Source organism: Methylobacterium jeotgali, from assembly GCF_022179345.1.
In the GTDB taxonomy this organism is placed as follows: Bacteria; Pseudomonadota; Alphaproteobacteria; order Rhizobiales; family Beijerinckiaceae; genus Methylobacterium; species Methylobacterium jeotgali.
Genome location: NZ_BPQR01000026.1, coordinates 30,770 through 43,110, shown reverse-complemented (window position 1 = coordinate 43,110; position 12,341 = coordinate 30,770). Strand labels below are relative to the sequence as shown.

General features: G+C 71.4%; 10 protein-coding genes and 1 tRNA gene. 5 read left to right on the top strand and 6 right to left on the bottom strand.

The genetic code is table 11. The features are described 5' to 3' along the window. The coding region (locus MFF04_RS08075) for a carboxyvinyltransferase (protein ID WP_505744204.1) at positions 1-154 on the bottom strand (154 nt) is incomplete at its 3' end. A 183-nt stretch (positions 155-337) separates the two neighbouring features. Here MFF04_RS08075 and MFF04_RS08070 point away from each other — a divergent pair. The 4 genes from MFF04_RS08070 (at position 338) to MFF04_RS08055 (ending at position 3,550) form a co-directional block, all read left to right on the top strand. Beyond that, positions 338-2,014: a glycoside hydrolase family protein gene (locus tag MFF04_RS08070; protein ID WP_238274937.1), complete on the top strand. Its 1,677-nt coding sequence runs from the start codon at positions 338-340 to the stop codon at positions 2,012-2,014. Positions 2,015-2,146: 132 nt separating this feature from the next. Beyond that, positions 2,147-2,222: transfer RNA gene (locus MFF04_RS08065), tRNA-Ala, on the top strand. 94 nt (positions 2,223-2,316) lie between these two features. Next, entirely contained in the window at positions 2,317-2,970 is a 654-nt protein-coding gene (locus MFF04_RS08060) for a hypothetical protein (protein ID WP_306308062.1), read from the top strand. 163 nt (positions 2,971-3,133) lie between these two features. Then, positions 3,134-3,550, top strand: coding sequence for a DUF2147 domain-containing protein (locus tag MFF04_RS08055; protein WP_238274935.1), 417 nt, complete (start codon positions 3,134-3,136; stop codon positions 3,548-3,550). 10 nt (positions 3,551-3,560) lie between these two features. On the opposite strand, the gene MFF04_RS08050 is transcribed toward MFF04_RS08055, so the two are convergent. Together MFF04_RS08050 and alaS are read right to left on the bottom strand one after the other, a co-directional pair. Continuing rightward, a complete protein-coding gene (locus tag MFF04_RS08050) occupies positions 3,561-3,905 on the bottom strand; it encodes an OmpA family protein (RefSeq protein WP_238274933.1) in 345 nt (114 codons plus the stop codon). A 31-nt stretch (positions 3,906-3,936) separates the two neighbouring features. Further along, complete coding sequence (gene alaS, locus MFF04_RS08045) at positions 3,937-6,624, bottom strand: alanine--tRNA ligase (protein WP_238274932.1); 2,688 nt, start codon at positions 6,622-6,624, stop codon at positions 3,937-3,939. 171 nt (positions 6,625-6,795) lie between these two features. Between alaS and MFF04_RS08040 the strand changes: the two genes are divergently transcribed. After that, the gene (locus MFF04_RS08040) at positions 6,796-7,212 is read left to right on the top strand and encodes an MAPEG family protein (protein ID WP_238274931.1); all 417 of its coding nucleotides are present in this window, start codon (positions 6,796-6,798) and stop codon (positions 7,210-7,212) included. A gap of 65 nt (positions 7,213-7,277) precedes the next feature. On the opposite strand, the gene recA is transcribed toward MFF04_RS08040, so the two are convergent. The 3 genes from recA to flhB all read right to left on the bottom strand — a co-directional run bounded on the left by recA (position 7,278) and on the right by flhB (position 12,337). Next, complete coding sequence (recA, locus tag MFF04_RS08035; RefSeq protein ID WP_373319988.1) at positions 7,278-8,330, bottom strand: recombinase RecA; 1,053 nt, start codon at positions 8,328-8,330, stop codon at positions 7,278-7,280. 157 nt (positions 8,331-8,487) lie between these two features. Beyond that, entirely contained in the window at positions 8,488-11,124 is a 2,637-nt protein-coding gene (cckA, locus tag MFF04_RS08030; RefSeq protein WP_238274929.1) for a cell cycle histidine kinase CckA, read from the bottom strand. A 145-nt stretch (positions 11,125-11,269) separates the two neighbouring features. Further along, on the bottom strand, positions 11,270-12,337 hold the full coding sequence (gene flhB, locus MFF04_RS08025) for a flagellar biosynthesis protein FlhB (RefSeq protein WP_238274928.1): 1,068 nt from the start codon (positions 12,335-12,337) through the stop codon (positions 11,270-11,272). Positions 12,338-12,341: the final 4 nt, after the last annotated feature.

The window sequence follows — 12,341 nt, the reverse complement described above, 5'->3', positions numbered from 1 at the left end:
CGAGCAGCCCCTCGATCCGCGTCTCGCCGATGGCGAGCAGGCCGAGGATCATCGCCCGGTGCGAGATCGACTTGTCGCCCGGCGGACGCGAGGCCCCGCGCAGGGGGTTGCCCGGCGCGGCGGTGAGGGGGGACGGGGCGGAATCGTGCGACACGTCGATGGGGCTCTCGCGGTTCGTTCCCGAAGCGGGATCATTGCGGCGCGGTTAGCATGGGTCCCGTGCGCCGTCATCCCGGCGCAGCCGCGGTCACGATCCCGGCAGGGGACGAGCCCGCCGCATGGACGGGAGCCGCGCCCGGCCTAGCTGCGCGGTCCGGTGCCGCCTTCGAGACGAGCCATGCCCCCGTTCCACCTCACCCGCCGGTCGGCGCTCGCGACGCTCGCCGGCGGTCTCCTGATACCTTGGCCTGCGCGGAGCGCGCAGCGGCCCTGGCGCATCCTCTTCAACGACGACGCCACCGACGTGCCGGACACCCGCTCGCCCTACAACCGGCCGGGCGATGCCTACGGTGCGGCGATGATCGACGCGGCCGTGGACGAGGCGGTGCGGGCGGGCATCACCGACTACGTGATCCAGCCCGGCACCGGCTGGGTGCCGTGGTGGACGAGCACCGTCTACCCGGCCGCCGAGCACCACCGCTGGTTCACGCAAACCTTCGGCGAGCCCCCCGGCAACGCCGACCGCTACGTCATGGACGGCGGCGACCCGCTCGCCGATTACGTCTCCTCCTGCGCGAAGCGGCGGATCCCGCTCACCGTGTCGCTGCGCCTCAACGATGCCCACGCCATCCTGCTCTCGGGGCTGAGCCCCGACGAGTATAAGGCCCGCCGTAAGGACCCGAAGCTGCCGGAGTGGATGCGCGGCAGCCTGCGCTCGGTCTCCCGCATCCACATGGAGCACCCGGAATGGCGTCGGAACCCCGGCGCCCAGGACTACGCCGACCCGAAGCGGCTCTTCGAGCACCTCTGGGACTGGGGCCGCCCGGAGCCGGTGGCCGAGCGGCTCAGGCTGTTTGGCGAGGTGGCGCGCAACTACCGGATGGCCGGGCTCGAGCTCGACTTCATGCGCTTCCCGTTCTTCTTCACCGACGCGACGCCGCTGCCGCGCCGGCGGGAGATCATGACCCGCTTCGTTGCGGGGATGCGCGCCGCGCTCGACGAGGGCGTCAACGCGGGCAAGCGCCCGGAGCTGACGGTGCGCCTGCCCGGCAAGATGCGCGCCTGGCCCGATCTCGGCCTCGACGCGGGGGCGCTGCGGGGAGCCGGCGTCTCCCGCTTCACCATCTCCTCGCACACCTTCACGAGCCAGGACGTCGATTTCGGCCCGATCCGCGCCGCCGGCGGCGGGGCGGCGCTCACCCTGGAGCTCGGTCAGGGCAAGAGCTTCCGGCAGGTCACGAGCGTGCCCTACGCGGACGGGGTGATGAAGGTGGACCGGGCCGACATGCTGCCGGTGGTAGCGCTCGCAGCCCAGCACGGCTTCGATTCGGTCTCGCTGTTCAACTTCGTCTACTGGCGCCGCTACGTGAATCAATCGAAGGCGCCCTCGCCCGCCGACGAGCCGCCCTGGGCCTGGGTGCGGGATCTGCGGCCGGAGCGGGCGGCGGCGGAGCCCGCCCAGTGCTGGTATCTCGGCACCGGCTACGACATGGGCATGCCGGGCCTGGAGCTGCCAGCCGCGCTCCAGACGGGCCGAAGCCTCGCGCTGCGCATCGAGACCGTGCGCCCCGCCTCCGGCTGGCAGGAGGGGGCGAAGCTCCGCTACGTGGTGAGCGGCGCCGGCCGCCCCGACGCGCCGGGGGCCGCCTACGCGCTGCGGCTCAACGGCGAGCCTCTGGCGCCCGCCAACGACACGGGCGTGCCCGGCGTCGACCAGGACCCTGGCCTGCCCTACCGGGCCTGCGCCGTCCCGATCCGGGCGCTGCGCGACGGCGCCAACGCCCTCGACATCGCCCAGACCGCCGGCCCGCCGAGCCGGCTCTTCCTCGTCGAGATCCACACCCGCACGGCGTGACGCGAAACGCGAAGAAAGCGCGAGAAAAGGGGTTGAGTCCCGGCCCGGCGCCGACTATAGAACCGCCCTCGCCGCCGGCCCACGGGCCTCCGGCGAACGGGGCGGAACCCTACCAGACCGCCGCGCATGAGTGGGGCCTTAGCTCAGCTGGGAGAGCGCTTCCATGGCATGGAAGAGGTCATCGGTTCGATCCCGTTAGGCTCCACCATTCTCTCCCTCGTCTCTTCACCGAACGCCCCCTCGCCCGCTCGACCTTTGCCTGCAGAGGGCTTATCGCAGCGCGGAACGGGGGGTTGCCGCGCATGACGCGCCGCATCCTGGCTGTGGCGACGGTCATGCTCCTCACGAACACGGCGGCACAGGCGGAGACACGGGCGATGGCGCCGGAGACGAGCGCCAAGGCGGCTGCGGACAGGGCTGCGCAAACGACGGAGACCGCCGGCGCGGCGATCGAGCGCCTGAGCGCCCGCCTCGCCGGGGCCCCGAGCGCCACCGCCGTGCTGGAAGCCTGGTGCGCCGAGCGCGGCATGGCCGCCGAGGCGCGGCTCGTGGCCCAGCGGGTGCCGGGCATCGTCAAGCCGATCGCGCCGGCCCAGCGGGCGCGGCTCGCCATCGGCCTGGAGGAGCCGGTCGCCTACCGGCGGGTGCGGCTCTCCTGCGGTGCCTACGTGCTCTCCGAGGCGGACAACTGGTACGTCCCCTCCCGCCTGACGCCGGAGATGAACGCCGTGCTGGCGACCACCGACGCCCCGTTCGGGCGGGTGGTGCGGCCGCTCGCCCCGCGCCGTCAGAACCTCTCGCACCGCCGCCTCTGGACCGGCGCACCGGAGGAGAGCCCGGGCTTCGACGCGCCGGTCCTCGCCCTCGACGCGGTGCTCTCGACCGCCGAGGGCGTGCCCTTCTGCGAGGTCGCCGAGACCTACAAGGGCGCCGTCCTCGCCCGCGGCAGCCGCTGAGCCCCGCGCGACGCCGGGGACACGCCCACTGAGACAGCCGGCACCCCTACGTCATTGGTCGCGCAGCACGTTTCCGGAAACCCGAATTCCCCTTTCCCCCGCCATGTTCTAAGCCGGGCCGGCAGGCCGCGCGCGACGATGCGGCCCTCGGGAGGAACCCTCGATGCTCAAACCCCGTGTCCTTGCGGCCGCGGCGCTCGCCGCGCTCATCGCCACGCTTCCCGCCGCCGCGCAGAAGGGCGCGGACGCCTCCGGGCTGTGGCTGACCCAGACGGGCGATTCGAAGGTGCGGCTCTCCCGCTGCGGCGCGGGCTATTGCGGGGTCATCGCCAGCACCTCGGGCAAGGGCATCGACGAGCACAACCCCGATCCGGCGCTCCGCGGCCGCAGCGTCGTCGGCGTGCAGATCGTCAACGCGCCGACGGCGAGCGGCGAGGGCTACGAGGGCACGCTCTACAACCCCAAGGACGGCAAGACCTATTCCGGCTCGCTCAAGATCACCGGCCCCGGCACCATCGAGGTCGCCGGCTGCGTGATGGGCGTGTTCTGCAAGCGCCAGACCTGGAAGAAGGTGAACTGAGGCTCCGGCCTCAGCGCCCGGCCTCGCCGATCAGAAACTCCACCCGCCGGTTGCGCTGGCGCCCGGCGGGATCGTCCGATCCGTCGGCCTGCGCGTTCGGCGCGACGGGGCGCGCCTCGCCGAGGCCCCGCGTCGACATCCGGGCCGCCGCGACCTTGAGGCGGAGGAGATGGGTCCGCACCGTCGCATCCGGCCCGACCGTGACCGACTTCACCAGGATCGTCACCCCGGCCGGCACGCTAACCTGCGCCTCCGGCGTCGGCACGACCCGCGGCGCGGGCTCCTGGGCAGGGGCGCCGGAGGCCGGCGCGGCGAGGGACAGGCCCGGGAGCGCGGCGGCGAGGCGCAGCTTCAAATCGTGTCGTCTGCGCGGATGCGGGATCGCCTCAGGCGGCGGCTTCGAGGGCCTGGACGATGGCGTCGAGGGCGGCCTGGCCGCCGGCGCCGTTCGGGCCGCCGGCCTGGGCGAGGTCGCGGCGGCCGCCGCCGCCCTTGCCGCCGAGATGCTCGGCGCCGGCCCGGACCAGCGCGACCGCGTCGTGGCGGCCCGTGAGATCCTCGGTGACGCCGACGACGAGGCCGGCCTTGCCGTCCGGCGCGACGCCGACGATGGCGACGATGCCGGAGCCGAGGCGGGTCTTGCCCTCGTCGGCGAGGCTCTTGAGGTCGCGCATCTCGACGCCCTCGACGACGCGGGCCATCAGCTTGACGCCGGCGATCTCGCGGGGCGCGTCGGCGCCTCCGCCGCTGCCGCCGCCGCCCATGGCGAGCTTGCGGCGGGCATCGGCAAGCTCGCGCTCCAGGCGGCGTCGGTCCTCGATCAGACCCGACAGCCGCTCGGGGACCTCGGCGACGGGCGCCTTGAGGAGGCCGGCGAGGGACTGAAGCGTCCGGCTCTCCTCGGCGCGATGGCGGCGGGCGGCGTTGGCGGTGAGCGCCTCGATGCGGCGCACGCCCGCCGCCACCGCGCTCTCGCCGACGACGGAGATGACGCCGATGTCGCCGGTGCGCTGCGCGTGGGTGCCGCCGCAGAGCTCGATGGAGAAGTTCGGCAGGCGCCCGCCCTCGGCCTCGACGCCCTCATCGTCCACGGGCCGGCCCATGGAGACGACGCGGACCTCGTCGCCGTACTTCTCGCCGAAGAGCGCGCGGGCACCGGACTCGATCGCCTCGTCCACGGCCATCAGCTTGGTGACGACCGGCGCGTTCTGGAGAAGCACCGCGTTGGCGATCTCCTCGACGCGGCGCAGCTCGGCCTCCTCGATCGGCTTCGGATGGCTGAAATCGAAGCGCAGGCGTTCGGCCGAGACTAGGGAGCCCTTCTGGGCGACGTGGTCGCCGAGCACCTGCCGCAGGGCCTCGTGCAGGAGATGCGTCGCCGAGTGGTTGGCGCGGATGGCGCTGCGGCGGGCGTGATCCACCTTCAGCTCGACCGCCTGGCCCGACGCGAGGCGCCCCTCGTCCACGGTGACGTGGTGCACGAAGAGGTCGCCGAGCTTCTTCTCGGTGCCCGTCACCCGCGCCTTCAGGCCCGGGCCTGAGAGCGTGCCGGTATCGCCGACCTGACCGCCGGACTCGGCGTAGAAGGGCGTCTGGTTGAAGAGGGCGAGGCCGCTCTGGCCGGCCTCGAGCGCGGCGGTCTCGGCGCCCTCCCGCAGGCAAGCCACCGCGATGCCCTCGGCGCTCTCGGTCTCGTAGCCCAGGAACTCGGTGGCGCCGAGGCGCTCGCGCAGGCCGAACCAGACCGTCTCGGTCGCCGCCTCGCCGGAACCGGTCCAGGCCGCGCGGGCGGCTTGGCGCTGGCGCTCCATGGCTGCGTCGAAGGCCGCCGTGTCGACGCCGATGCCGCGGGACTTCAGCGCGTCCTGCGTCAAGTCGAGGGGAAATCCGTAGGTGTCGTAGAGCGTGAAGGCGGTCTCGCCGGAGAGGTTCTGGCCGGAGGACAGATCGCGGGTCTCGGATTCGAGGATTGAGAGGCCGCGCTCCAGGGTGCGGCGGAAGCGCGTCTCCTCGAGGCGCAGCGTCTCCGAGATCAGGCTTTCGGCCCGCCCGAGCTCGGGATAGGCCTGACCCATCTCGCGCACCAGCGTCGGCACGAGGCGGTACATGGTCGGCTCGCGGGCGCCGAGAAGCTCGAGGTGGCGCATGGCGCGGCGCATGATCCGCCGGAGCACGTAGCCGCGGCCCTCGTTCGAGGGCAGCACGCCGTCCGCGACCAGGAAGGCGGTGGAGCGCAGGTGGTCGGACACGACCTTGTAGGAGGCGGCGCTCGCCGGCTCCGGCGCCTTGCCCACGGCATGGGCGACGGCGTCGATGAGGCTGCGGAACAGGTCGGTCTCGTAGATCGTCGGGACGCCCTGGAGGATCGAGGCCATGCGCTCGAGCCCCATCCCGGTGTCGATCGAGGGACGCGGCAGCGGCTGCCGGTTGCCGGGCTGGATCTGCTCGTACTGCATGAAGACGAGGTTCCAGAACTCCAGGAACCGGTCGCCGTCCTCGTCCGGCGAGCCGGGAGGTCCTCCGGCGAACGCCTCCCCACGGTCGATGAAGATCTCCGAGCAGGGGCCGCAGGGGCCGGTGTCGCCCATCTGCCAGAAATTGTCGGAGGTGCCGATGCGGATGATCTTCTCGTCAGAGAAGCCGGCGATGCGCCGCCAGAGGCCCGCCGCCTCCTCGTCGTCCGCGTAGACGGTGACGAGGAGCTTGTCCCTCTGGAGGCCGAACTCCTTGATGATCAGGTTCCAGGCCAGCTCGATCGCCTCGGCCTTGAAGTAGTCGCCAAAGGAGAAGTTGCCGAGCATCTCGAAGAAGGTCAGGTGCCGGGCGGTGTAGCCGACGTTGTCGAGGTCGTTGTGCTTGCCGCCGGCGCGGACGGATTTCTGCGCGGTGGTGGCGCGGCTGTAGGGGCGCCGCTCGACGCCGGTGAAGACGTTCTTGAACTGCACCATGCCGGCGTTCGTGAACATCAGCGTCGGGTCGTTCTTCGGCACGAGCGAGGAGGACGGCACCGGCGTGTGGCCGGCGGCCGCGAAGTAGTCGAGAAAGGTCGACCGGATCTCGTTGACGCCGCTCATCGCATCGACTCTGTCATCGTCCCGCGGCCCGTCGGGCCGGATCGCCGGCCCGGCCGAACGGCCGAGCCCTGCCTGTTCCGCCCTCTTAAGGAGCGCGGCGGCGCAAGTCACGAGCGGCGTGCCGACCCCGGCGCGCCGTTTCCCGCCCTTTCGATCACGGAGACACCCTGCATGCCCGTCGAGATCAGACTGCTCGCCTGGTCCTGCCTGCTCGGCCTCGTCCACATCCTCGCGGCGGCCTATGGCGGCCTGAACCAGCGGGGCGGCTTCCCGTGGGCGGCGGGCAACCGCGAGGGGCCGACGCCGGAGGTGACGGGGGCGGCCGCCCGGCTGGAGCGGGCCTCGAAGAACTTCCTCGAGACCTTCCCGATCTTCGCGGCCCTCGTCCTCGCCTGCGCCGTGACCGGCCGGCACAACACCGCCGTCGTGTACGGGGCCTATCTCTATTTCTTCGCGCGGCTCGTCTACCTGCCGGTCTACGGCTTCGGCATCCCAAAGGTGCGCTCCGCCGTCTGGTGCGTGTCGCTTCTCGGCATCCTGCTGGTGTTCTGGGGCCTGTTCATCAAGATCCTGCCCTACTCGGCCTGACCCGGCGCGAAGAAGCCGCCGCGAGGGTTCGCGGCGGCTTCTGCTTTCTCACGCTTCGGGGATCTTCAGGCCTCGCCCTCGTCGAGGTCGTCCTCGGTGGGCTTGGCGTTCTCCAGGATGCGCTCGGCGACGATGCCGGAGTTCTGGCGGATCGCCCCCTCGATCTTCGCCGCGATGTCGGGATTGTCCCGCAGGAAGCCCTTGGCGTTCTCGCGGCCCTGGCCGAGGCGCTGGCTCGAATGGGAGAACCAGGCGCCGGACTTCTCAACGATGCCGGCCTTGACGCCGAGGTCGATCAGCTCGCCGACCTTCGACACGCCCTCGCCGAACATGATGTCGAACTCGACCTGCTTGAAGGGCGGCGCGACCTTGTTCTTGACGACCTTGACGCGGACCTGGTTGCCGATGGCCTCGTCCCGGTCCTTGATCGTCGAGATGCGGCGGATGTCGAGCCGCACCGAGGCGTAGAACTTCAGCGCGTTGCCGCCGGTCGTCGTCTCCGGGCTGCCGTACATGACGCCGATCTTCATGCGGATCTGGTTGATGAAGATCACCATGCACTTCGAGCGCGAGATCGAGCCGGTGAGCTTGCGCAGGGCCTGGCTCATCAGGCGCGCCTGAAGGCCGGGCTGGCTATCGCCCATCTCGCCCTCGATCTCGGCCCGCGGCGTCAGGGCGGCGACCGAATCGACCACGAGCACGTCGATGGCGCCGGAGCGCACCAGGGTGTCGGTGATCTCCAGCGCCTGCTCGCCGGTGTCGGGCTGCGAGATCAACAGGTCGTCGAGGTTGACGCCGAGCTTGCGCGCGTAGACCGGGTCGAGGGCGTGCTCCGCGTCCACGAAGGCGCAGACGCCGCCCTTCTTCTGGGCCTCGGCGATGGTGTGGAGGGCGAGCGTCGTCTTGCCCGACGATTCCGGCCCGTAGATCTCGATGACGCGCCCGCGCGGCAGGCCACCGACGCCCAGCGCGATGTCGAGGCCGAGCGAGCCCGTGGAGACCGTCTCGACCTCGGCGACCTTGTCGCTCTTGCCGAGCCGCATGATCGAGCCCTTGCCGAAGGCCCGCTCGATCTGGGACAGCGCCGCGTCGATTGCCTTCGACTTGTCCTTGTCCATGCCGGGAAAATCCACCACTTTCGCTGCGCTCTGGGCCATAGGCACGCATCCTTATGCATGGTGCGGACGCCGTTCTCAATGCGCCGCCGATGGCCATTCTGTACTCTTTTTGTTCTCATCGAGCAAGGAGGGCGCAGACGATTTCCACGCCCTTTCCTCACTCCGACATGGTCTGCTTCACGGTCTCGACGAGCTGCTTGAGGCTGAAGGGCTTGGGCAGGAAGTTGAAGGTCTCGCCTTCGGGCAGGTTCTTGCGGAAGGCGTCCTCGGCGTAGCCGGACACGAAGATGACCTTCAGGGTCGGCTGGTGCTTGCGGATCTCGCGGAGCAGGGTCGGGCCGTCCATCTCCGGCATCACCACGTCCGAGACCACGAGGTCGATCGTGTGCTCGCCCTCGCTGACGATCCTCAGGGCCTCGATGCCGGAGGCCGCCTCCAGCACCGTGTAGCCGCGGGCGGAGAGCGCGCGGCTGTTGACCGCGCGGACCGGGTCCTCGTCCTCGACGAGCAGGATGGTGCCCTGGCCGGTGTGGTCGGCGGCGGGCCTGCGCTTGGCCGGCGCCGCCGTAAGCGCCTCCGTGCCGGCGGGCGGCAGGCCAGGAACGGTCTCGCGAGGAGCCTCCGCCTCGAGCTCCTCGGCGGTCGGCACGTGGCGGGGCAGGTAGATGCGGAAGGCGGTGCCCTCACCGACCTGGGAGCGCACGTCGACGGTGCCGCCGCTCTGCTTGACGATCCCGAACACGGTCGAGAGGCCGAGCCCGGTGCCCTTGCCGATCTCCTTCGTCGTGAAGAACGGCTCGAAGATCTTCTCCATGATCTCGGGCGGGATGCCCTCGCCGGTGTCGCGCACCTCGATGAGCACGTGGTCGCCCTTCGGGGCGCCGTCGCGGGTCTCCGGACCGGCGTCGGGGCCAGCATCGGGCACGTTGACGGTGCGGATCAGAAGGCGTCCGCCGCCGGGCATGGCGTCGCGGGCGTTGACCGCGAGGTTCACAATCACCTGCTCGAACTGGTTCACGTCGGCCTTCACGGGCCAGACCTCGCGGCCGTGCTTGAGCTCCAGGTCGACGCGCTCGCCGAGCAGGCGCTTGAGCAGCAGCGTCAGCTCCGAGAGCGCCTCGCCGACGTTCATCACCTCCGGCCGCAGGGTCTGGCGGCGCGAGAAGGCGAGGAGCTGGCGCACCAGGCCCGCCGCCCGGTTCGCGTTCTGCTTGATCTGCATGATGTCCTGGAAGGCGGGGTCGGACGCCTTGCGGCCCGCGAGCAGCAGGTCGGAGTAGCCGATGATCGCCTGGAGGACGTTGTTGAAGTCGTGGGCGATGCCGCCGGCGAGCTGGCCGACGGTGTCCATCTTCTGGGTCTGCGCGATCTGCTGCTCGAGCTGGCGCTGGGCGGTGGTGTCGAGGGCGTAGAGGATGATGCGCTCCCCGTCCCCCTCGCCGCCGCCGGCCGCGGGCCCCTCGCCGCCGGCCGGGCTCAGCCAGACGCGGGCGGTGCGGTTGCCGGGCCCTTCGAGATAGACTTCCAGGGGCTGCGTCTCGCCGATGCCGCCGGCGGCCCGCGCCAGCGCAGCCTCCAGGGCCGGGCGGTCGCGCTCGACCACGGCCTCGCCCATGACGGGCACGGGCGACATCTCCGGCGCGGCCCCGTCGATGGCCTGGCGCGGCATGGTGCCGAACAGGCGCCCGAAGGAGACGTTGGCGCGCGCAATGCGCCCGGCCCCGTCGAGGGTGGCGATGGCGATGGGCGAGCTGTTGAGGAAGCGGGCCAGCCGCACCTCGGCCGCCCGCTGCGGCTCGTCGAAATCGGCGCCCGCCGAGCGGTTGATCACGAAGGTCCGCGAGGGGCCGGGCCTGCCGTCGTTGCCGAAGGCGACCCGGTGATAGAACCGCACCGGCAGGGAGTGCCCGTTGCGGCGACGCAGGTCGAGGTCGTAGCGGTCGGTGCGGACCTCGCCCGGCGAGCCCGCCGCCGAGACGATGTGCTCGACGCCCGGCGCGATCTCGGCGAGCGGCGGCCCGCCGGGGCCGACGGTGGCGAGGTCGTAGCCGAGCCAGGAGGCGAGCGTCGCGTTCATGTAGACGATCGAGCCGTCCGGATCGATCGAGAGGAAGCCCGCCGGCGCGTGGTCGAGATAGTCGATCGCGTGCTGGAGCTCCTGGAAGACGTTCTCCTGGCGCTCGCGCTCGTGGGTGATGTCGTCGACGGTCCAGAGGGTCGCCGGCCGGCGCGGCCGGGCGAGCGGGCGCACGGAGATGCGGTACCAGGCGAAGTCCCGCTCGGGCCGGCCGCCGGGCGGCGGCGACATCCGCACCTCCTCGGTGTGGCTGCGCCCGTCGCGCGCTCCCTGCGCGAGCCGGTAGATCGCCTCCGAGACCTCCGGCGAGCCGACGAAGATGCGCTCCACCGGCCGCAGGTTCGTGAAGGTGTCGCCGCCGGCGATGCCGAGATAGGCCTCGTTGGCGTAGATCAGGCGGCCGCCTTCCTCCATCACCACCGCCGCCTCGGGGGCGGCGTCCACGATCGCCTTGGTGATGTCGTCGCGGGCACCCTGGCCGCTGAGCTGGATCGCGCCGATGGCGAGCGCGAACAGGAAGAACACGCCGGCCATGGCGAGCAGCGCCAGCAGCCAGACGATGATCGTCTGAGCCTGCTCGCTCGCCACGAAGGACAGCCCGACCGCCGCCCCGACGAGGAGCCCCGCCAGGATCAGGAGCAGCCCGACGCGGCCCGGCCGCTCCGAGCGGTCGATCGAGCCCGAGACGGGACCCGCTTGTCCCATGAGATCAGCCATCTGGCCCGTTCCACCACCGGGCGCCGAGGGGCGCCGCGATCATCCTGTTCGACCTTCGCCCATAACGCGGAAGCAAGGGTGGATAAACCGTGCCTTCGCCGCGCCCTCCGACGGCTTTCCCCGTCTCACACCGGCGCGGGTACCGTCATGCGGCCCGGCGGCGCATGCGCATCACGAAGCCGATCACCTCGGCGACCGCCTTGTAGTGCTCCGGCGGGATCGGCTCGTCGATGTCGACGGTGGCGTGGAGCGCGCGGGCGAGCGGCGGGTTCTCCAGCACCGGCACGTCGTGGTTGGCGGCGATGGCGCGGATGCGCAGCGCCAGGGAGTCGACGCCCTTGGCGACGCAGATCGGTGCCTCCATGCCCGCCTCGTAGCGCAGGGCCACCGCATAGTGGGTCGGGTTGGTGACGATGACGGTGGCGGTCGGCACCGCGGCCATCATGCGCTTCCGCACCCGCGAGGCGCGGATCTGCTTCATGCGGCCCTTCACCTCGGGGCTGCCCTCGCTCTCCTTGTGCTCCTGCTTCATCTCCTCCTTCGACATGCGCAGGCGCTTGCGCCAGGTGTGGCGCTGGTAGAACGCGTCGGCGAGCGTGATGACGAGGAAGATCGCGAGCACGCCGCCCATCAGCTTCACGGCGATGCCGAGGACCGCGGGCAGGCAGGCGGCGAGGTCGAGCCGGGCGAAGACCTCGAGCCGGTCGCGGTCGTTCCAGAGGATGGTGCCGACGACGACGCCGACGATGCCGACCTTGGCGAGCCCCTTGCCGAACTGGACGAAGGCCTGCGGCCCGAGCAGGCGCTTGGCGCCGGCCATGGGCGAGACCCGCTCGAACTTGAGGCCGAGCGACTGGGCCGAGAACACGATCGGGTGCTGGAGGAGGCCCGCGGCGATCGCGGCGACGATCGAGAGCCCGGCGGGAATGGCGAGCGCCTTCATCCAGACGATCCCGGCGCGCAGGCCCGCGTCCTGGAAGCCGCGGGCGTCGGCGGGAACGTCGTGGAGATGGGCGAGGAAGCCGCGCAGGCTCGCCGTCATCGCCTGCGAGATCGGCCCGGCGGCGAGCAGCAGCCCCAGGGTGAAGGCCCCGAGGATCAGGAAGGTGTTGATCTCGACGGAGTTGGCGACGTCGCCGCGCTCGATCGCCTGATCGAGCCGCCGCTGTGTCGGCTCCTCGGTCTTGTCCTCGTCGTCGGTCCCCTCGGCCATCGCT